General features: G+C 62.2%; 22 protein-coding genes and 1 pseudogene. 15 read left to right on the top strand and 8 right to left on the bottom strand.

Annotated features, from left to right (window positions below; all coding sequences use genetic code 11):
- Window positions 1-450: 450 nt before the first annotated feature.
- Window positions 451-708 carry a PhzF family phenazine biosynthesis protein gene (locus tag AVZ66_RS15800; RefSeq protein ID WP_231727213.1) on the bottom strand — a complete coding sequence of 86 codons (258 nt, stop codon included), beginning with the start codon at window positions 706-708 and terminating at the stop codon, window positions 451-453.
- A gap of 29 nt (window positions 709-737) precedes the next feature.
- Between AVZ66_RS15800 and AVZ66_RS17180 the strand changes: the two genes are divergently transcribed.
- Window positions 738-1526 (top strand): SWIM zinc finger domain-containing protein, encoded by a 789-nt coding sequence (locus AVZ66_RS17180; protein ID WP_058984765.1) that lies wholly within the window; start codon window positions 738-740, stop codon window positions 1524-1526.
- Window positions 1527-1571: 45 nt separating this feature from the next.
- On the opposite strand, the gene AVZ66_RS13855 is transcribed toward AVZ66_RS17180, so the two are convergent.
- From AVZ66_RS13855 to AVZ66_RS13845, 3 genes are read right to left on the bottom strand one after another with little or no spacing between them, the layout of a single operon-like run.
- Window positions 1572-2123 (bottom strand): hypothetical protein, encoded by a 552-nt coding sequence (locus AVZ66_RS13855; protein ID WP_010904216.1) that lies wholly within the window; start codon window positions 2121-2123, stop codon window positions 1572-1574.
- Between the two features lie 11 nt (window positions 2124-2134).
- Entirely contained in the window at window positions 2135-2632 is a 498-nt protein-coding gene (locus tag AVZ66_RS13850; protein WP_229732376.1) for a type II toxin-antitoxin system VapC family toxin, read from the bottom strand.
- Window positions 2633-2638: 6 nt separating this feature from the next.
- Window positions 2639-2950 (bottom strand): hypothetical protein, encoded by a 312-nt coding sequence (locus AVZ66_RS13845; RefSeq protein ID WP_058984764.1) that lies wholly within the window; start codon window positions 2948-2950, stop codon window positions 2639-2641.
- A gap of 148 nt (window positions 2951-3098) precedes the next feature.
- Between AVZ66_RS13845 and AVZ66_RS17100 the strand changes: the two genes are divergently transcribed.
- From AVZ66_RS17100 to AVZ66_RS16740, 5 genes are all read left to right on the top strand, one after another.
- Window positions 3099-3230 (top strand): hypothetical protein, encoded by a 132-nt coding sequence (locus AVZ66_RS17100; RefSeq protein WP_012289749.1) that lies wholly within the window; start codon window positions 3099-3101, stop codon window positions 3228-3230.
- A gap of 256 nt (window positions 3231-3486) precedes the next feature.
- The gene (locus tag AVZ66_RS13840; protein WP_058984763.1) at window positions 3487-4410 is read left to right on the top strand and encodes a transcription initiation factor IIB family protein; all 924 of its coding nucleotides are present in this window, start codon (window positions 3487-3489) and stop codon (window positions 4408-4410) included.
- Between the two features lie 72 nt (window positions 4411-4482).
- Window positions 4483-4794, top strand: coding sequence for an AbrB/MazE/SpoVT family DNA-binding domain-containing protein (locus AVZ66_RS13835; protein WP_010904211.1), 312 nt, complete (start codon window positions 4483-4485; stop codon window positions 4792-4794).
- A complete protein-coding gene (locus AVZ66_RS13830) occupies window positions 4791-5219 on the top strand; it encodes a PIN domain-containing protein (protein WP_012289748.1) in 429 nt (142 codons plus the stop codon). Before AVZ66_RS13835 ends, AVZ66_RS13830 begins: the two co-directional genes overlap by 4 nt.
- Window positions 5220-5409: 190 nt before the next feature.
- Complete coding sequence (locus tag AVZ66_RS16740; RefSeq protein WP_010904209.1) at window positions 5410-5583, top strand: hypothetical protein; 174 nt, start codon at window positions 5410-5412, stop codon at window positions 5581-5583.
- Between the two features lie 102 nt (window positions 5584-5685).
- Here AVZ66_RS16740 and AVZ66_RS13825 read toward each other — a convergent pair whose 3' ends face one another.
- A complete protein-coding gene (locus AVZ66_RS13825; protein WP_012289747.1) occupies window positions 5686-7398 on the bottom strand; it encodes an L-lactate permease in 1713 nt (570 codons plus the stop codon).
- A gap of 172 nt (window positions 7399-7570) precedes the next feature.
- Between AVZ66_RS13825 and AVZ66_RS13820 the strand changes: the two genes are divergently transcribed.
- From AVZ66_RS13820 to AVZ66_RS13805, 5 genes and pseudogenes are all read left to right on the top strand, one after another.
- Window positions 7571-8077 (top strand): lactate utilization protein C, encoded by a 507-nt coding sequence (locus AVZ66_RS13820; RefSeq protein WP_012289746.1) that lies wholly within the window; start codon window positions 7571-7573, stop codon window positions 8075-8077.
- The gene (locus AVZ66_RS13815) at window positions 8078-10261 is read left to right on the top strand and encodes an LUD domain-containing protein (RefSeq protein WP_010904206.1); all 2184 of its coding nucleotides are present in this window, start codon (window positions 8078-8080) and stop codon (window positions 10259-10261) included.
- Window positions 10262-10431: 170 nt separating this feature from the next.
- Window positions 10432-10800 (top strand): annotated as a pseudogene (locus AVZ66_RS17175) (hypothetical protein).
- Window positions 10801-10849: 49 nt separating this feature from the next.
- The gene (locus AVZ66_RS13810; RefSeq protein ID WP_058984762.1) at window positions 10850-11449 is read left to right on the top strand and encodes a helix-turn-helix domain-containing protein; all 600 of its coding nucleotides are present in this window, start codon (window positions 10850-10852) and stop codon (window positions 11447-11449) included.
- Window positions 11446-11955, top strand: a complete 510-nt coding sequence (locus AVZ66_RS13805; RefSeq protein ID WP_058984761.1) for a hypothetical protein — start codon at window positions 11446-11448, stop codon at window positions 11953-11955. Before AVZ66_RS13810 ends, AVZ66_RS13805 begins: the two co-directional genes overlap by 4 nt.
- Window positions 11956-11957: 2 nt before the next feature.
- Here AVZ66_RS13805 and AVZ66_RS13800 read toward each other — a convergent pair whose 3' ends face one another.
- Window positions 11958-12218, bottom strand: coding sequence for a winged helix-turn-helix domain-containing protein (locus AVZ66_RS13800; RefSeq protein ID WP_008526012.1), 261 nt, complete (start codon window positions 12216-12218; stop codon window positions 11958-11960).
- A gap of 121 nt (window positions 12219-12339) precedes the next feature.
- Between AVZ66_RS13800 and AVZ66_RS13795 the strand changes: the two genes are divergently transcribed.
- The 4 genes from AVZ66_RS13795 (at window position 12340) to AVZ66_RS13780 (ending at window position 15753) form a co-directional block, all read left to right on the top strand.
- Window positions 12340-12600: a HalOD1 output domain-containing protein gene (locus tag AVZ66_RS13795; RefSeq protein ID WP_058984760.1), complete on the top strand. Its 261-nt coding sequence runs from the start codon at window positions 12340-12342 to the stop codon at window positions 12598-12600.
- Between the two features lie 245 nt (window positions 12601-12845).
- Window positions 12846-13238: a hypothetical protein gene (locus AVZ66_RS13790; protein ID WP_058984759.1), complete on the top strand. Its 393-nt coding sequence runs from the start codon at window positions 12846-12848 to the stop codon at window positions 13236-13238.
- Between the two features lie 470 nt (window positions 13239-13708).
- A complete protein-coding gene (locus AVZ66_RS13785) occupies window positions 13709-14575 on the top strand; it encodes a hypothetical protein (RefSeq protein WP_058984758.1) in 867 nt (288 codons plus the stop codon).
- A gap of 215 nt (window positions 14576-14790) precedes the next feature.
- A complete protein-coding gene (locus AVZ66_RS13780; RefSeq protein WP_082678884.1) occupies window positions 14791-15753 on the top strand; it encodes a homing endonuclease associated repeat-containing protein in 963 nt (320 codons plus the stop codon).
- 234 nt (window positions 15754-15987) lie between these two features.
- Here the strand turns inward: AVZ66_RS13780 and AVZ66_RS13775 are convergent, their stop codons facing one another.
- Together AVZ66_RS13775 and AVZ66_RS13770 are read right to left on the bottom strand one after the other, a co-directional pair.
- A complete protein-coding gene (locus AVZ66_RS13775; RefSeq protein WP_197407805.1) occupies window positions 15988-16974 on the bottom strand; it encodes a hypothetical protein in 987 nt (328 codons plus the stop codon).
- A gap of 188 nt (window positions 16975-17162) precedes the next feature.
- On the bottom strand, window positions 17163-18455 hold the full coding sequence (locus AVZ66_RS13770) for a hypothetical protein (protein WP_058984756.1): 1293 nt from the start codon (window positions 18453-18455) through the stop codon (window positions 17163-17165).
- Window positions 18456-18561: the final 106 nt, after the last annotated feature.

The raw sequence follows: 18561 nt of genomic DNA, 5'->3' as shown, positions 1-18561 counted from the left end.
GACCACGTGAGACTGCGTCTCGCTTGCTCCCGTTCGCTCCGCTCACGGGAACCCCGCTGCGCGCCTCGTTCCTGCGGTGCTTGCGGGGTCGGGAGACGACCGAGACGGCCTCGCCCTTTCTGAGTCCACCGGGCTGTCGGCTAGTTCATCGAGCGCCGGATTCGGTTGAACGAGGTTTCTCTATGGCCCGCCCCGCTTGCCGCATGCCGCCCTCCGCGTCGTTCGCGACCGACCATTCCGGGCGTGTGGGCGCTCTCCGCACCGCCCGCGCCCGTTCCGGGCTAAAATGAATCTGGTCTCGACGCCAGCGGGTAAGCGCGAGGGGTTGCGCGGCGTGGCTGCTCACCACCTACTGATTGATCTTTAGCTGAGGACACAGCGGAAATAGACATACGATATCAATTCTGCCGCAGAACCCGAACGAACTAATAGAATGATATCGGAGCCAGTTTAGAGGCTATTCGACTCGACGAGAGTCCCAGTCGCAGTCGGAATTACTCGCCCACCGACCTCTACCTGAATCGAATCTGCAGTTGTCTGCCCACGTAGATACAGTAGTGAGGGTCGGTTCACTTCATATCCTTGTTCGACACGTACGTCGATCTCAGACGTGTCGAAGTACTGGTGCTCAGTAAGGTATGCAGCGAGACACCCATTCGAAGCACCAGTCGCAGGATCCTCAGGGATACCGAAAAACTCTGCAAACACTCGGACGTTGAGCTCGTTTTCTGGTTCGTATGTCTCCGGAGCGAACACGAGGAGATTCCGTACTCCGTACTGATCAACCAATCCACGAGATTCACCGCGTCGACAGCACTGTCATAGCCGTTGTGAGCGGCAGCCGTCAGTACGATGTTCGTGTTGACCTCGCCACCGACGGGTTTACCCCGTGGTGCGATTGTCCGTACGACGGGCCGGGAGCGTGCAAGCACGTCGTCGCCGTGTTGCTTCGGTGTGTCGACGACCCACCGCCAAACGAAGGCGATCGACTCGACGCCGCACTCGACGGCGTCGACGCCGACGAACTCCGCGCGTTCCTGCGTGACGAACTCGTGGCCGATGCGAATCTCCGCGATCGGTTTCTCGCCCGCGTCGGCGAGCCGACGAGACAGTCGGTCGACGAGCTTCGCACCGCGATCGATCGGCGGTTCGAAGAGACGAATCCCGAGTACCACGTCGTCTTCGAGCCGATCGACTTCACGCAGTGGTTCGATCTCGCGAACGAGTACCGCGAACAGGGGCGGGACGCGTCGGCGGCGACCGTCTACCGGGCACTCGTCGAGTCGCTCGACGACAACATGGAGCGCGTCGACGGCGCGTACGACCACTTCTCGCGTGCGTTCAGTCGGGCAATCGACGAGTATGTCGACTGTGTCGCGACCGCAGAACGGGACGCTGATGCGGTCACTGACGCCGTCGCATTCCTCGAGGAGCGGGCGACATCGGGAACGCCGTTCCTCGCGGAACACTTCGAAAAGGCAGCAGTCGAGCTTCGAGAGAAGCTTGGCGAGCAGTCCTGCGAGTAGTTGTGTCCCCTTCGATGACACCCGTATGTTCGAAGATCACGAGAATTAGTTTGCGGCGCGGTCAGCCACATTGATCCGCTGTTCGCGAGCGGCTTCGACATCCGAGTAGAGCGCCAGCGCGTGCTTGATGAGGCGACGGTCTTCCAGATTCTCCTCCCAGCGCGTGATCACGTCACGGCGTTCGTGAAGCTCGTCACTTGAGAGGTCGCCGTCGGCAAGCGACTGTTCGAGCTCCTCCCACGTCTCGACGTCGTAGGTCGCCTGCCACGCCTCGATCTCCTCGGTGATTGCGGCCAATTCGCTCCGCAGCTCCTCGCGGGTGTTTTCCTCGATGAGCGTCCGGATCTCTTCGAAGAGCAGGCGCGTGTAGTCCGGTAGATAGCGCGTGGTTTCGCCGGCCTCAACGCGGCGCAGCTGGCCTTGGTTGACGAGATCTTGGAGTTCCTCGTTAGTCGTACTCCAGGCGGCGTCAGCCTGCTCGCTGATCCAGTTGACCGACCGCGGTTCGCGAAGCGTCTCGGCGACCGCCCGAATGCGTTCGCGGGCGGTCATCGACTCACTCCACGACTGAACGCCGTCCTGCGGGGATTCGGACATACTTGGCACCGCTAGTCCTGATTGCGATACGGAAGCGTTGTCACGTCGAACGCATCGTAGTGCCGGTCGTAGGTGAGGATGTGATCGACCCCTGAGGCGTCCATATGGGCTGCAACAGTGAAATCGGTGAGTGACGCATCCAGATCCGTCCACTCGACGAACGTTGCTTTGGCGTCATCGAAAACGTCCTCGGAGACGGATTCGAACTGGTAGAGCGTACTCTCGTCGAGCGTCGTCAGGAACGAGGCTGCGTTCCGCATTGACGCTTGCTTTTTCAGCCGTGTGGCAGCCTCGTCGACGATGTGATCGTTGACGATGAGGCGACGATAGGGGAGGTCACCGTCGCGGACAAAGGTCATGAACGCCCGCGAGACTGCGTGCATCCGATCTTGTGGGTTGAATAATGCGTACAGGAACTTCGGCCCGACGACGACCTGATGGCGGACGTGCCCTGGGCGAAAATGCTCGGGCGTGATCGTCCCGATCGGGGTTTCGACTGGTTCAGCCATCCGAATTCAGGATTGCGCGGACGGGTCGTCGGCGAGCGTGAACGATTCGTCGCTGCCGTCCCACTCCTCGACGAGATCGTCTTCCTCGCGGGCATCCGTCGCCGCCGACGCTGGAAGGGACTCGTCATCAAGGTCGTCGAGGACGGTGAACGCCGGGTCGTTTGGGTCAGCTTGCTGCTGGCGTTCGATCCACTCGAGAAGCGCCTCGTGGCCGGCTTCCTTGAGCGAGAGGCCGTGCTCTCGAGCGAACTCCCGGAAGCGTTCGTATTCGTCCTCGTTCAGTTCAGTTTGCACGTGCTTGGTGTCGTTGCTGCTCATAGGGACCCCAGTTGCTACTCTCATCTACTTGTTCATGAAGTATAAGATGTTCGCATGAGATAGTTCATGGCCCATATTCAAACGGGAGACAGGGCGGACTACTGGCCCTGACGTTGAAATACGAATCCGGGACAAACCACACCAACCGATGCGTGATCGCCATCTGGATTTCGAGGAACTACGGCCGACCGGCGAGGCGTCCCACATTCCGGACACGAGGCTGGACGACGGCTGTGAGAGTGAGGAGCTCTGGATCGTACCCGCTGACGTCCACTTCTGAATGCCTCGCATCACCAACTGGCGACGCGAGAGTCGCCGCCAGCGTTTTAACCAACAACTCTATCGATTCGGTTGTAGTGTTGGTTAAGACTTGACGACAGCTACGTTCTGGCCCTACTCACCCGCCTACACCGTCGACGGCGTCCTCGACGCGTCGGCACCGATCGATCGGGCGTGCGTCTCCCGCCGAGTTTGTCACCCCCCGAAGAGGGGTGCGGGGCGCGCCGAATCGGCGTGACCTCAATCAGGTGAGACCGATGACGACGAGTGAACCCTACGAGCGTGCGTTCGACGAAGACATCCAGCGTGGTACAACTGAGCCGTGTCCCGAGTGTGGGGGCCCGGTGCGAACGAATTCAGCCGAAACAGTTTGTGCAGATTGCGGACTCATCATCGACGAGCAGTCGATCGACCGTGGACCGGAGTGGCACCGCGACGACGCCGATACAGCAAAGCGAACGGGTGCACCACTCACCCCAGCACGGCACGACCGCGGCCTATCGACGGTGATCGGCAGCGGACAGGACGCAACGGGTACCGACCTGTCGGGCCAGAAGCGTCGACGCCTCGCGCGGATGCGTCGCGAGCAGTCCCGTGCGCGCTGGCGGTCCAAACAGGAGCGCAACCTCGGGCACGGCCTCACGGAGATCCGGCGGATCGCGAGCGCACTCGGGCTCGCGGATTCCGTACGTGACCAGGCGTGCCAGCTGTTCCGGACGGCACAGAACGAACGACTCCTCAAAGGGCGGTCCATCGAGGCGATGGCGGCCGCGAGCGTCTTCGGCGCCTGCCGGTGCAACGGGGAGTCGTGGCTCATCGACGATGTGGCGCCGATGGCGCAGGTCGGACAGAACCGCGTCGAGAACGCCTACACGGTGCTCAACGAAGAGTTGGGGCTGCCGACCCCACCAGTCAGCCTGGACCAGTTCGTCCCGCGACTCGCGTCCGACCTCGGCTGCACGGACGTTGTTCGACGCCGGGCAGAGGAGCTCGTTGTGCAGGCCGTCGACGCCGGCATCACGACCGGCGTGCATCCATCCGGATTCGCCGCCGCCTGCCTGTACATGGCGGCGTGTGTCCACGACGCGCCGTTGACGCAAGCCGATGCCGCGGCGGCCGCCGGGGTGACCGTCGAGACGATCAGGAGCCATCGCGATCGGCTGCTCTCCATCGTAGAATAGAGAGCTCGTATAGCCGTTAGGTTGCCCGTCAAGCCCATATATGAGTGTGGTAAAGTAATGGGTAGAGAAAGTATGAGTGAATCAGAGTCTGAAAAAGTCGTCTCGGTATCCTCTCGCGGACAGGCGACGATCCCGAAAGAGTTTCGCGAGGAACTAGGGATCGATACTCCCGGCCGGGTAAAGTTCGTTCGCACCGACGAAGGGGAGGTCATCGTTCGTCCCATTCAGTCGGCCACGGACCTTCGCGGCATCTTGGCGGGAAAGACCGACGACCAAGGGAACTCGGCAGTCGAACGGCTGCGTGAGGAACGAAAACAGGACAAAGCTAGTGACGAGGAGCTGCAGGAGCGGTATGTCGGTCGCGATACTGAGGATACGAAATGACAGCAGCACGTGAGCATCCCGACACTATCGTTTTCGACACGGAACCGCTAGTTGCGTACTTCTGTGATGAGCCGGGTAGTGACACCGTCGAAACCTACATCGAAGCGGTAGAAGGATCGGCTGATGGCTATATCTCCGCGATCAACCTCGCTGAGGTCCATTATGTCGTCCGCGCTATCGACAGTGAAGCCCGTGCCGACGCCATCGTCAACGTCCTTGAAGAAACCGGGATACGGCAAGTCGATACCGAGGAGACGTGGCCCAGTGCAGCCGACTTCAAATTGCGCTACTCGCCAGCACTTGGCGATGCGTTCGCGCTCGCAACCGCGAACCAAGTCAGCGGCATGCTACTCGTCGGTGCCGATGACGATTATGACGACGTTGACGACGTACCGATTACGCGCTTCCGACCGGAATCAGCGTAGCAACCAACCTGATCGACGCAGACATCGTAAAGGCCCCGGGTTCGCGTGGCGTGTCTGTCGGCGCTGGGAGGCGTGCGGCGCGCGACAGTAAGCGCGGCGTGACTCACCATGCTCCTGCCGACAGTGACGGAACAGTGATCCGTGATGCCGCGGTCTCGACGACGCGATTGTCGCCGCGGCGCCGACGAGCATGGCGACCGGCGTCTATCTGGCGTTGATGCCGCTGACCGTCGGTCGCCTTGCAACCGTCCCCGACGGCGAACTCGCGGACATCAGGCCGAACGATCGGCCGATCGCGACTACGAACTCCGCGTTCGAGCAGATACCGAACCGGGAGAACGGGGCGCTCACGGAGTTCGTTTAGACCGAGCAGTACGAGTTCGGTGAGTTCGTTTTGGCTCGTTCTATTCGTTCACCTCGTTTCGATTCCGGAAGCGGCGGAGCCCCGGTACGTCGTCGACCGGGGTCAGAACAGGCCGGGAACCAGAACGTACGTCAGCAGCATCCCGAACAGGCCGGCGAAGACAGCGAACAGCGCCATCGGGATGATCGCTTTCCGCAGGAGGTCGCCTTCACGCCCAGTGATTCCAACGACACCACAGATAGCGGCCACGTTCAACACCGAGACCATGTTTCCGAGGCCGCCGCCGACGTTCTGCAGGCTGACGGCGATCACCCGGGAGACGCCGACCGTCTCGGCGGCGTTGTACTGGAGTACGCTGAAGAGGATGTTTGAGGACGTGTTGCTCCCCGTCATGAACGAGCCGATAGCGCCGATCCACGGCGAGATGAGCGGGAGCAGGCCGCCGGCGCCCATCGCGAGCGCGCGGCTGAGTGCCTCCATCATGCCGAGGAGGTCGGCGGTGTTCGTCTGCGACTGAATCATTATCTGCGTCATCGAGACGGCGATAATGAGCGTGAGGGCGGCCGGAGCGATCTGCTGGATCGACCGTCGCCACGCTTCCCCCATCTGTGTGGTGTCCATCTTGTGAAGGAAGCCAGTGAGGATCGCGATGGGGATGAACGGCATCGTTCCGGGGAGATAGAGGTACTGAAGAGTGTATCCGAGTTCAGTACCGAGGATCGAGTCGAGTCCGACGGAAAAACTCTGGATCCAGTCGAGGACGGCGACGCCGGCGACCGTGAGGTCCGGCCACCGCGTGACGAGCAGTGCGAGCGCAACGAGCAGGTACGGGGTCCACGCCAACAGCACAGACATCTCCTTTTTGGGTTGGTCACGGGACACCTCGTCAAGATCGAGGCCGCCGAGCCACGTGTCGCTCCATGTCGATTCCTCGGGGAAGTCCCACTGGTCATCAGGGATGAGGATATCGTTTTTTGCGAGCAGGAGACCGATGCCGAGCACCACGAACCCTGCGGCGATATCGGGGAGTGCAGGCCCGACGAACCACGCGATTACCAGCTGTGTGCCACCAGTGACGACGCCGAGCAGGAGCGCGAACGGCGCGATGGGGAGAGTGCTACGCACGGCGGTTCCGATGCTGCGTTCACCGTCACCGTTCCCGAACCAGTACGTCAGGAAGAACACGCCGAGCAGTCCCCAGAACACGTACGTCACTCCCGTGACGACGCCAGTCCATGCGGAGACCATCGAGAGGAACTCGGATACACTCACCGACCCGGACAGCGCTGGGTCGATGACGGCACCGGTGCCGCCGATGACAGGCGTGCCGGCGGCACCGAACGGCGGGTTCGGGGCGTTGAAATAAAGCCCGAACACCGCAGCGGCCAACGGGGGGAATCCGAGGCCGATGAACAGCGGTGCGGCGAGTGCTCCCGGTGTCCCGAACCCGGCTGCACCTTCGATGATGGTCATGAACCCGAGACCGATGAGCAGCACCTGGATGCGCCGGTCTTCTTCGATCTGCCCGAAGTACCACCTGATCGTAGCAATGGCGCCACTCCCCTCGAGGTAGTTCATCAGGAGGATCGCCCCGAAGACGATGAGGATGATGTCGACGGCCTGCAGCGCGCCGTAGACGGCCGAGGCCACCAACCAGGTGGGCTCCATACTCCAGTACGTGAGTCCGATTCCGGCCGCGAGCAGCCACCCGACACCCATTGCGCGGGCAGCGGACCACCGGAGCCCAGCGAGCAGTACGAACGCGACGCCGATCGGGACGACGCCGACGAGAGCCAGTATGAGAACATTAGGCATGGTTGGAACTCTCCACTATTGGGCCATCGCATAACCATCCATATGTAACTTACTTTCTGTATGATATGTACCTGCAAATACGGCCGGATCGGGCGATTATCCATAACGAAAGAAAATCATGGTCGGGCCGGAGAGGAAACACCCATTAACTGTTGGTACAATTTTTTGGGACATGTCAGCCGAGCCAATTGCGACCTTCGAGTCGTCACTCGACGAAGTCGGCGTCGAACTCGTGCGAACCACGGCCGACGAGTTCGCGTCGACGCTTTCACCCCTGCTCGACGCGCCCACAGTCGGCACCTCACTCCCCTTCGAGACCGTCTCGCTGCCGGACAGCGTCGAGACCGATCCGTCGATCGCGGACCTCGAGGCCGCGGCGACCGGCGTCACTGCTGCCGGCTACGGCATCGCCGACTACGGTTCGGTGATCATCCAGGGCGGTACCGACGGTGAGGAGCCGGTGAGTCTCTACGCGGACGAACACGTCGCCGTCGTCGCCGCCAGCGACGTACTCCCGGACATGGACGCGACGTTCGACCAGCTCGCCGAGGACATCCGGAACGGCGTCGGACAGTCCATCATCGCGACGGGGCCGAGCGCAACCGCAGACATGGGCGCGCTCGTGACGGGCGCTCACGGCCCGATGGATGTGACGGTCGTACTTCTGGAGGGCAAGTAGATGAGCGCCGACACCCGCCGGCAGAAGGCCGAGCGCATCCGCCATCTCCTCGACACCGAGGGCGACGCCGTCCACGAGAACACCCAGGTCTTCAACGAGGGCCGGTACGAGTCCACCGCGAATCTCGATGACTACGACGAGTTGAAAAACGAGGCTCGTGCCATCAAGGAAGACGCCATCGAACGCCTCCCTGAACTGATCGACCAGGTCACCGAGGCCGTCGAAGCCAACGGCGGCAGCGTCTACGTCGCCGACGACGCCGCCGACGCGAACCGATACATGGAGGAGGTCGTCGACGGCCGCGACGTGGTGAAGTCAAAGTCGATGACCAGTGAGGAGATCGAGGTCAACGAGTCGCTTGAGGCACGCGGCGGGGACGTCTGGGAGACCGACCTCGCAGAGTTCGTCCTCCAGGTCGCCGACGAGGCCCCCTCACACATCGTCGCCCCGGCGATCCACAAGTCCCGCGAGGAGATCGCAACCCTGTTCAACGAGGTGTTCGACCCCGAGGAACCCTTGGAGACTGCCGAGGAGCTGACGCGATTCGCTCGTGAGTACCTCGGCGAGAAGATCCTGGACGCCGAGGTCGGGATGACGGGCGCGAACTTCGTTACCGCGGACACCGGCACGCTCGCGCTCGTCACGAGTGAGGGGAACGCCCGCAAGTGCGTGCAAGCGACGGACACCCACGTCGCAGTCGCGGGTGTCGAGAAACTCGTCCCGAGTGTCGAGGATCTCCAGCCGTTCGTCGAACTGATCGGGCGGTCCGGGACCGGCCAGGACATCACCTCCTACGTCTCGCTGTTCACCCCGCCGAGTGACTCCCCCACGTTCGGCGGGAACGAACTCGAATCCGGCGACGACCGCGAGTTCCACCTCGTGCTCATCGACAACGGGCGGATGGAGATGCGCGAGGACGATCAGCTCCGTGAGACGCTGTACTGCATCCGGTGTTCGGCGTGTGCGAACTCCTGTGCGAACTTCCAGCACGTCGGCGGCCACGCCTTCGGTGGCGAGACGTACTCCGGCGGCATCGCCACCGGCTGGGAGGCCGGCGTCCACGGCGAGGACAGCGCCGCCGAGTTCAACGACCTCTGTACGGGTTGTAGTCGGTGTGTGAACCAGTGTCCGGTGAACATCGACATCCCGTGGATCAACACGGTCGTCCGAGACCGCATCAATCGCGGGAAGGACGGCGACCTCGACTTCCTCGTGGAGGGGCTCACCCCGGACGAGGAGCCTGGTGGGGTCGACCTCCAGAAACGGCTGTTCGGGAACTTCGACACGCTGGCGAAACTCGGGTCGGCGTTCGCACCGCTCTCGAACTGGGCCGCACGGACCGGTCCCGCGCGCTCGCTGCTGGAGCGAACTCTCGGCGTCGACAGCCGCCGCGAACTCCCGGAGTTCGAACGTGAATCACTCGTGGAGTGGTTCGAGAAGCGGGGGCCACGCGTCGGTCGCGACGAGGCACGCCGACAGGTCGCGCTCTACCCCGACGCGTACACGAACTACGTGCGCACGGAGCGCGGGAAGGCTGCCGTCCGCGTCCTCGAGGCGCTCGACATCCGCGTCGACGTTCCGCCCGCAGGCGAGAGCGGGCGCGCCCCGCTCTCACAGGGGATGGTGTCGACGGCCCAGTCCAACGCCAACGCCGTCTACGACGCGATCGCGCCCGCCATCGCGGCAGGTCACGACGTCGTCGTCATCGAGCCGTCAGATCTCGCGATGTTCCACCGCGAGTACGAACGGCTCCTTCCGGAAGACGACTACGCCGCGCTGCAGGAGCACAGCTACGAACTCATGGAGTACGTCTACGGCCTGCTAGAGAACGGGGCGGACATCGATGTACTCCCTGGCGGCGGCGACGAGCGGATCGCTTACCACAGCCACTGTCAGCAGCGGACGCTCGATCTCGAACCGTACACGGTGGCGGTGCTCGAAGACTGCGGGTTCGACGTGACGACCTCGGACGTGGAGTGTTGTGGAATGGCTGGAAGCTTCGGCTACAAGTCCGAGTACTACGAGCTCAGCGTGGACGTTGGCGAGACACTCGTCGATCAATTCACCACGGAAGACACCGCGGACCGTACTGTCGTCGCCAGCGGGACGTCGTGTCTCGAGCAACTCGACGCACTCCTCACGCGCCGGCCCGCACATCCGGTACGGCTACTCGATACACAGTAGTCCGGCCCGGATGAGAGGTCGCTATAGGGTGTTCCGGCGGCAGTAGTCTTCCCTTCCAGAGCTGTTCGGTCGGGGAGAGCGGGATGATTAGTGTGCTGTCACACTAACCGTTTCGCGCGGTAGCCTTCGTTTCTGGCAGGAGTAGGAACCGGAGCGACGCTGAAAGCAAGATGTCGGGGAAGCAAGCGAACATTCCTGCATGGACCTGCCAAGAACTCAACGGATGTGCTTTCTTCGACGCCCCGCCCGGTACCGAGACTGGCGAGGCCCATACCTAGGGACAGGACGAACGGGTCAGCCATCCGATCTGTGTCGACTGTGCGATCCAGACGGAGCCGGATCCCGACGAGTGCGATCACGTCGCCTGTGACGGCTGTGGGCTGGTTGTCGACACGCTCGCAGCGCTCACGCGATTCCGGGTGGAACTCGGGCACCTAGAAGGCCCGTTGCAGTTGTGCGCCCACTGTAGCCCAGGCGGGCTCGCGACGTACTGGACGCGTGATCTCGAGGAGCATCTCGTCGCGACGCCGGCAGAGTGACCCAAACACTCTTTACTGTTTCGCTGTAAACTGTAATCAAGAACGAATCGTGTCACGCACCTCAAACCGCGCGGACGGGGACATCGTCCAGGATTTCCTCTCGGTCGCCGATCTCCTCGAGGAGCCACAGCTGGCCCAGCTGTACGCGTACCTCGCTCGGGAGGGGGAGGCGACCGTCCAGGACGTGATGGACGACCTCGAGCTCGCACAGGGAACCGCCTACAGCTACGTCAACCGGCTCGTCGACGCCGGCGTCGTCGACGTCACCGACGACGAGCAGCCGCGCCGGTACGCCGCCCGTGAGATCGACCTGACCGTGACGACGGCCGCCGGTGACCGCGAGTACACGATCACGCCGGCGCTCATCGACGCCGTCGGCCGCCGCGAGACGGACGCCGACATCGACACCTACATCGACCGCCACGGCGTCGCCGGCCTCGCGACCGCGCTCACCTACGCCGTCGCTCGGGAGCGTGGGGAAGTGACCCATCGGCTGATGGCCGAGGACCTCGACATCTCCCCGCTGGCTGCGGAGATGATCCTCCAGGCGCTCCGGCCCGTCGTCCACGAGCACTACGACATCGAGGAAGCTGGGGCAGGACTCGACGAGTTGGACATCGACGACGGCGACGACACTAGCGACGCGTGAGCCGGCTCCACATCGCCGACACTGGCCTGTTCGTCGCGATGGGACAGCCCTCGAACAGCCGCTACCAGGCTGTTCGCCGATTCGCTCGCCGGAACGACGTCACCTTCGTCCTGCCCGAACGGGTGTACGAGGAGTTGACCATCGAGGACCCCGACGTTGAAGCGCCACCTGTCGACGCCGCGATCGACGAGGGCTGGGCGACGGTTGCGGCGCCGCTGGAGTTCTCCGAGCCTGTCGTCTCGCGGGTGATGGACGGGGTCCAGCGGTACATCGCGAACGCCGATGACCGACCCGCCGACGAGGTCGAACGCGCGGACGCTGCCCTCGCTGCGCTAGCTGCCCAGCACCTCAGCGCGGGAACGGCGACCGAGGTGTACATCTACACGACCGATATCGCGGCCGGCGAAGGGGCCGAAACCGTGCTCGCGAGTGAGGGGTACGGTGACTCGGTGACGTTCGTGAACGGCTTCCGGTTCATCGAAGACCTGGTCGCCGGCGACAGCTGACGCTATTCGGGGTCGAGGTCACGAGCGTCGAGGTCGCCGGCGAGATACTGCTCGCCCTCTCGTGTGATGTCGTAGACACCGTTGCCGAGGTGGACGAGGAGTCCATATTCGACGAGTGTCTTGCAGCGGGCGTTGATGTGTTGCCGGGAGAACCGGACGCGGTCGCTATCAGCCATTTCCTTGGGGGTATCAGGGCCGTCCTCAGAGAGATGCTCCAGAATGCGGTCATCGGCGCGAGACATCCAGTCGGCGTCAAAGCGCATAATCGCTTCTGGTTGCGCCGACACTATCCCGAACGCGCTAAGTCAAATAGAGGAGCGTATCGCTTCTATGGTTGACTCCTAACGTTTTAAACGTCTGTCACCCAAAGCCCCGAGTGTTCAGATGCATTCCCCTCCAGCGGACAGTTCGGGCGGACCGAATGACCTCGTCGTCGAGATCATCGAGACACTGGAGACATGCGGGCTCGAAGACGACGGCTATCAACTCCACGATTACGTGGACATCGATGCGCTCGAACAGTTGCTTGCCTCATCCGATGGGGACATCGCCGTCCAGTTTACTGTCGAAGGGATTCCACTCGAGGTCTCACCGGACGGTGTCGACGTCATCGTCGAGGATGAGTCCGGGTGCGTCAACGAATAACGACGTTCGTTGCGGAGACAGGGAGTGCTCTAGAAAGCCCTCGGCCGCTCGACGTCCCGCGACCGCCGCTGCGCGCCTCGTGCCTGCGGTGCTTGCGGGGTCGGGGGACGGTCGAGGCGACCTCGCCCTTTCTGAGTCCGCCAGGAGGCGGGTTGCTCCAGAGTCGATTTCGCATAGTAAGATTTCGGTCTTCAGCTGGGTCTACCACCAACAACTAACTCCAGCAACTGAGATATCCCCTCAGTATGCCAAATGGAGGGCACCAACGACGGGCAGATGAGGAGGAACTGATTGACGCCGTCGAAGATGAGGGGTGGGAGTATTACGCTGATCCCCCAGACTGGATCGTCGAGAGCGCGACAGCAGATGGCGTCGACCAGTCTGCTGGGTTTGACGCTGATCGGGAAGTCTATCAGGGAGACAACTATGTTTATCTCGCAGTTTCATCTGTTCATGGGCGGGACATTCACGTGTTCTCACAGAAGAAATCGGAGTACTACGAAACCACCTCCGAAGAGGGAGTGTGTCCTAACTGTCAGGCGTATGTCCGTCGCTACGACGAGGATGACTATCTCACGTGCCATCGCTGCGGGTGGCAGTATAAACCGTTGAAAGAGCGGCTTCGAAATCTCTTCTGACCGATTCTGATTCAGGTGTGTATGTAGCGGCCCGCCCCGCTCGCCGCTGCCGCCCTCCGCGTCGCTCGCGACCGACCATTCCGGGCGTGCGGGCGCTCTCCGCACCGCCCGCGCCCGTTCCGGGCTAAAGTGCATGTGCCCTCGACGCCAGCGGGTAAGCGCGAGGGGTTGCGCGGCGTCGCTGCTCACCCCCACGCTTACTCCGCTGGTCGCTTGCTCCGGACGGGTCGCTGGAAGACTCACTCCGTTCGTCTTCCAAGCCCTGCCTCGCTGCGCTCGGCAGGACGGCGCGCGGTGCTGGTTGGGGCCACCTCATGCAGGCGCGCTCTCGCTCGCGCCCGGTAGGGCGCTCGCGAAGGCGCGAGCGAGAGCGCGCAGATGGTTCTGTCGGTCGTTGTCGTCGGAAAACCGCGATGTAGGAGCATCGCGGTGTCGGCGCGTGAGCGCCTTCGGAATCTGGTGTGATTCCAATGTCTAGTAACAACGCTAGCGGAAAGGTCGTTTCGGTCGATGAACAGGCATTCGAGAAAGCGGGCGGTCAGGCGGTCGATGAAGACGGCTTCCCGGTCGTCGACGAGACGCCGGAGTTCGAGGCCGCGGTCGAGCAGGAGACGCAGGCGAAGGTGGATGCGAACCACCCGGACGGGATCGCGGACACGAGCGAGGACCGGATTCACGGTGTCACCCTCGAACAGGAGGAGCGCATTCGGGCGCGGGAAGCCGAACTGGAGCGCATCAGTGCCCAGGCCGAGCTGGGAACGCAGGACGGTCGCGAGCAGCGCACGCGGGAGGTCGTCAGCGAGCAGTGTGGTCGTGACGAGCCGGCGCCGGCGGAGCGCACGGATCCCCGGGAGAAGCTGACGCAGGAGGAACTCGCGGCGGTCAACGAGCAGGCGATGCGGATCAGCGACGAGGTGCAGGGCGGCTGGTCGAGAGCGGTCGTCGCGAAACAGCTGGCCGAGAAGGTGCAGCGCGGGCGGGACGTCACGAAGGCGGTGCTGGAGACCCTCGAGGAACTGAAGGTGGCGCCGGGGGCAATCGTGCCCATCGCGGACGTGCCGGACGTCCCGGTCGGTGAGGTGACGGTCGAAGGAACAATCGAGACCCTCTGGGAGCCTTCCTCAACGAGCATCCAGCAAGTCGGGCTGATAGCGGATGATAGCGGGAAAATCAAGTTCACCTGCTGGGAGAAATCCGGGCAGACGGTGGTGCGTGAAGGTCAGACAGTGCGGTTCCGGGCAGCAGCCAAGAACTGGTACGAAGGTCGGTGCTCAATCGCGCTGACCGGGTGGTCGCGGATCGAGTTCCCGGAGCGCGGTCGGTGGTGGGAAGAATAGGCAGTCGACCTACCCTCTTTTTTGTTGTGTGCCGGACCAACCCAGACCCCACCGCCCCACCCACCGCTCCGTGCTCGCTTCGCTGCGCGCGCAGCCACGACCTCGTTCACCAATCCAACATTTATCCGGCAAACCGAGGGAAGGGGTGTGCGACTCGGGGGAGTTGATCGGGCCCCCAGAAGGGTGTGGGCGTACGAGCGCTCCGAGTAAGACAGATGGCCGGTGAAGATGAGCTAACCTGCGATGTCTGTGGAAAGTCCTTCGACACCAAGGACGCGCTGGGCGGCCACAACAGTAGCCACAGCCGCCGCATCTCAGACACCCAGTTACTGGCCGAGGTCGACCGTCTCGTAGACGAGCTGGGCCGTTCCCCAACAGCCACAGAGATGAATGAGCTAGGGGCGTATTCAGCTGGAACGTACAAAAATAGATTCGGCAGCTGGGCAGAGGCACTCCAGGAAGCGGGATACGAACCGGTGAAACAACACCGAGTGTCCAAAGACGCACTCCTCGACGAAATCAGACGGCTCGCAACGGAGGATGGGACGCCGCCAACAGCGGCCGACATGCGCTCGGAGGGCGAGTTCACGGTCACAATCACACAGAATCGCCTCGGGAGCTGGAACGAGGCGCTCGAGGCAGCAGGCTACGACCCCAATCATCGGCATCGGATCTCGGATGCGGAATTACTCGAAGAGATCCATCGGCTTGCCGACGAATTAGGAAAGGTCCCAACAGCGCAGGAGATGAAAGACCATGGGGAGTTCTCGCATCGACCCTACTTTACTCGCTGGGAGGGCTGGCAAGCTGCGATCCGAGCCGCTGGCTACGAACCGGTCGGCCGTCCAGCCGGCCCAGACCATCACAACTGGAAGGAACAGCCAGTCCACGAGTGGCGCGAGTACGGGGACAACTGGGACGAGCAACGACGAAAAACGCTGGAACGCGACAACTACACCTGTCAAACGCCAGGCTGTGAGTGGACGGAGGAGGCGCATCGCGAGACATTCACGAGAGGACTCCACGTACATCATATCCGACCGCTAAGCGCCTTCGGCGACAACGAGAGTGAGGTGGATTTCGAGCGAGCCAACCGGCTGGATAACCTCGTTACGGTGTGCGCCGAGCACCATCATCTCTGGGAGCGGGCATCTCCGCTCCGACTCGATACGCGATGAGTCTCACAACCGGCGGCCATTCAACGAGTTTCTGATTGAATGGCGAAAAGGTGAGCGGTGGCCTGGTGATTTACTACTGCCAGACCAGCCCAGGCCCTGCCGCCCCACCCTCCGCTCCGTGCTCGCTCCCTACGGTCGCTGCGCGCGCAGCCACGACCTTGCTCACCTGTCTAACTTTCGCCCGATATCCGCGAGACAGCGTGCGCACGGCTGAACCCTTCGATACGTTGCCCGTTACTCAAATTCGAGTTGCTTCCATTCCATCCCAGTAGGGGCATCGGGTGGCTCGAGGGGGCTTGAGTGCAGATCCGCTCTAATTGTTGGCTTGTTGTACGCCCGCGGCGCAACGTCATTTGGTCCATCGGGGTAGAACAGTGACGCGAGCAATTGGATATGCCCGCGTCCGACACAGAGTTCGCACTGCCCGCCGCCGTACATACTGATATCCTGCTCTGCACAGTACTCGATAGTCTCGAGAAGCGACCGGACGGTTCCGAACCGCGACGGGGCGATGGAACACCAGTCCGGCTCGAACGGCGTGCCACGGAGGTTGGCTGTGCTGTGGACCGACGCACCCAACGAGAGACTATCTGAGTACGCCGCGAGCAGGTCGTGTACATCGTCGGAGACGACAGGATCTGCCACGATGGCATCGGAAAACGTCTCGAAAACCTGGCGATAGAGCTGGGGGTTCGGTCCTTGATTGTCATCATTTCCGTCGGACTGTTCGCTTAAATCGAGTACGCGAACTGCGTCGGTCTCCGCGAGTCTCGCGAGAGTGTCCGCGGTCCACCCATCGGTCGGTTTAAGCGCAAACTCGCAAGTGGGGTTAACCGCGAGTATCTCTTCGACCTGAGTCGTGTCCCCATCCGGGACCGGAGTACTGACGACGAATCGAACCGGTGAGCGCTCCCGACCGAATCGGGATGCCAGTGTCGTGTCGTTTTGCTTGAGCGCGAGGTCGAGTGCGGCACTCTCGACTGCCCAGCGTCGATACGCCCGCGAGACTTCGCGCTCGGGTGGCTTCGTCGGAAAGAGGTCGACAGCTTCGAGCGATTGTGAGAACTCATCGAACGTATACTCACCCGCAAAATCGAACGGCAGTGTATCTGGCAACGCCTCATGATCGACGGCTTCGTGGGTGACATCTTCGCCGGCGCCGAACTCATCTTCCGCCAACAGGACGAACGTCGAGGTGACGCGAGTCGCCTCGCCTGCCATCTCTCGACGACGACTGGTTCGGTCCGAACCCGATATTGTCAACGGGAGGTCCGCGATGCAATCGTACAGCGTCATATCTCAGTCCAGTGGGTACACGCAGGGGTCGGATCAGCTCCCATGCTATCATGGTTGGATAACCTCCCGGATGAACGTGACGAGCGGCCGTGGTGGGTCTGCTGTTTCATGTATCAGACCCTCGTGTCGGTAGTCATCTCGGGGTCCGTCCGGAGAACCCAACGCAAGCGGAACGCTTGTGCCAGTTCATAGAACCACAGGATGACGAGGGCGGTGTATCCGGGGCCGAAGAGATACGCCGACCACGACTGATCCTGGTAGAAGAAGCCGACGCCAACCACCAAGATTGCGATGTTCCACACCCAGACCATCCACGTCGAGATCACCGTCGGGATGACTCCATCTGGGAGGGGATCAGACGCGTCAACGGAGGTACTGCCCCCCAACCCCCCTTCGCTCAGGGCAGGGAGATTCCGAAAGTAGAGCAGCAAGCCGGCGAGTGCGATTGGGAGCGCCCATCCTACGAAGAAGAAGTGGAGCGCGCCGTCTTCGATATACGCCGGATCCACCCACTCGACGCCGAAGAGTACGAACGGTGCGAATCCCGCCGGCCCGAGCATCCAGAACTGGGCTACCAGAACTGACAACGCGATACCCGATCGGGAGTCTGTCGATCGATACGTCTGGACGAGGTTGTACAGGTACAGTGCAAATCCCGTTGCGAAGAGGACCAACCCGGTCGCCGTGACTGTCCGCCCCATCCCGACCCAGGGGCCGGTAATCAGCGGAAAGATGCCGGCGACGAAGAACCACGCCGAGTAGTCCCGTAACCTCTCACTGTAGAGATCGGTACCAAGCAGGCGGGGAAAGAGGTCGTAGAGCGTGCCGATGGCCGCGAGCCCGAGAAAGCCCCACGCGTTAGCGTGGACGTGAGCTTCGCGCAAGCCGAGCCAGCCGCCGGGAACCTGCCAGACGTGGGCGAACAGGCCGTACGCGTACGTGATCCCCCACAGGAACACGAAGACTGACACCAGATACAGTCCAGTCGTCGCGTTCCACGCCCGATCGCTTTGCATAACCATCCGCAACATCACTATCAGCAACCCGGCGACGAGGAGCCAGATCGCGATGAGTCCGCCATCGAACGCCCACGTGTGACCCCATCCACGCCCGTACCACAGCAGGAGAAATCCACCGTTCAATCCGATGAAGTTCAGCCAGTCGTAGTACTTCGAGGGCAGTGGACGCTCGAGTTTTCGAGCCGTAAGCTGGGGGAGCTTTCCGAATAGGAGCTGCGTGAAGCCGCCGATCGTCACGAAGTGAATGTGACTCCACGAAACCCAGCCGACCCGCGGGACGAGATTGAACTGCTCGAGGCCGTGATAGACAGCTAATACGAGACCGGCGAGTAGGAACAGCGAACCTGCGAGGTGAAAGGGAGTGAACCGAATCGGGTGGCGTGCCATAGTTACACATACGGAGGCAGGCCCGAAAGGGATTCCTACGGATATCATAGAGTATATCGAATATATTCGTACTCACTTGGCGCCTCGGGGTCGAATACGCTGAGAC

The organism is Halobacterium sp. CBA1132, assembly GCF_001485535.1.
In the GTDB taxonomy this organism is placed as follows: domain Archaea; phylum Halobacteriota; class Halobacteria; order Halobacteriales; family Halobacteriaceae; genus Halobacterium.
Note: the sequence above shows the minus strand (reverse complement) of the source record. Positions and strands in the feature narration are given on the sequence as shown.

Coding starts and splice junctions, on each gene's coding strand:
- AVZ66_RS13780 (WP_082678884.1), top strand. CDS start 14,791: ATGGCCGGTGAAGATGAGCTAACCTGCGATGTCTGTGGAAAGTCCTTC.
- AVZ66_RS13815 (WP_010904206.1), top strand. CDS start 8,078: ATGAGCGCCGACACCCGCCGGCAGAAGGCCGAGCGCATCCGCCATCTC.
- AVZ66_RS13835 (WP_010904211.1), top strand. CDS start 4,483: ATGAGTGAATCAGAGTCTGAAAAAGTCGTCTCGGTATCCTCTCGCGGA.
- AVZ66_RS13785 (WP_058984758.1), top strand. CDS start 13,709: ATGTCTAGTAACAACGCTAGCGGAAAGGTCGTTTCGGTCGATGAACAG.
- AVZ66_RS13825 (WP_012289747.1), bottom strand. CDS start 7,398: ATGCCTAATGTTCTCATACTGGCTCTCGTCGGCGTCGTCCCGATCGGC.
- AVZ66_RS13830 (WP_012289748.1), top strand. CDS start 4,791: ATGACAGCAGCACGTGAGCATCCCGACACTATCGTTTTCGACACGGAA.
- AVZ66_RS13855 (WP_010904216.1), bottom strand. CDS start 2,123: ATGTCCGAATCCCCGCAGGACGGCGTTCAGTCGTGGAGTGAGTCGATG.
- AVZ66_RS17180 (WP_058984765.1), top strand. CDS start 738: ATGTCTCCGGAGCGAACACGAGGAGATTCCGTACTCCGTACTGATCAA.
- AVZ66_RS13820 (WP_012289746.1), top strand. CDS start 7,571: ATGTCAGCCGAGCCAATTGCGACCTTCGAGTCGTCACTCGACGAAGTC.
- AVZ66_RS16740 (WP_010904209.1), top strand. CDS start 5,410: ATGGCGACCGGCGTCTATCTGGCGTTGATGCCGCTGACCGTCGGTCGC.
- AVZ66_RS13840 (WP_058984763.1), top strand. CDS start 3,487: ATGACGACGAGTGAACCCTACGAGCGTGCGTTCGACGAAGACATCCAG.
- AVZ66_RS13850 (WP_229732376.1), bottom strand. CDS start 2,632: ATGGCTGAACCAGTCGAAACCCCGATCGGGACGATCACGCCCGAGCAT.
- AVZ66_RS13790 (WP_058984759.1), top strand. CDS start 12,846: ATGCCAAATGGAGGGCACCAACGACGGGCAGATGAGGAGGAACTGATT.
- AVZ66_RS13770 (WP_058984756.1), bottom strand. CDS start 18,455: ATGGCACGCCACCCGATTCGGTTCACTCCCTTTCACCTCGCAGGTTCG.
- AVZ66_RS13845 (WP_058984764.1), bottom strand. CDS start 2,950: ATGAGCAGCAACGACACCAAGCACGTGCAAACTGAACTGAACGAGGAC.
- AVZ66_RS17100 (WP_012289749.1), top strand. CDS start 3,099: ATGCGTGATCGCCATCTGGATTTCGAGGAACTACGGCCGACCGGCGAG.
- AVZ66_RS13795 (WP_058984760.1), top strand. CDS start 12,340: ATGCATTCCCCTCCAGCGGACAGTTCGGGCGGACCGAATGACCTCGTC.
- AVZ66_RS13800 (WP_008526012.1), bottom strand. CDS start 12,218: ATGCGCTTTGACGCCGACTGGATGTCTCGCGCCGATGACCGCATTCTG.
- AVZ66_RS13775 (WP_197407805.1), bottom strand. CDS start 16,974: ATGGCAGGCGAGGCGACTCGCGTCACCTCGACGTTCGTCCTGTTGGCG.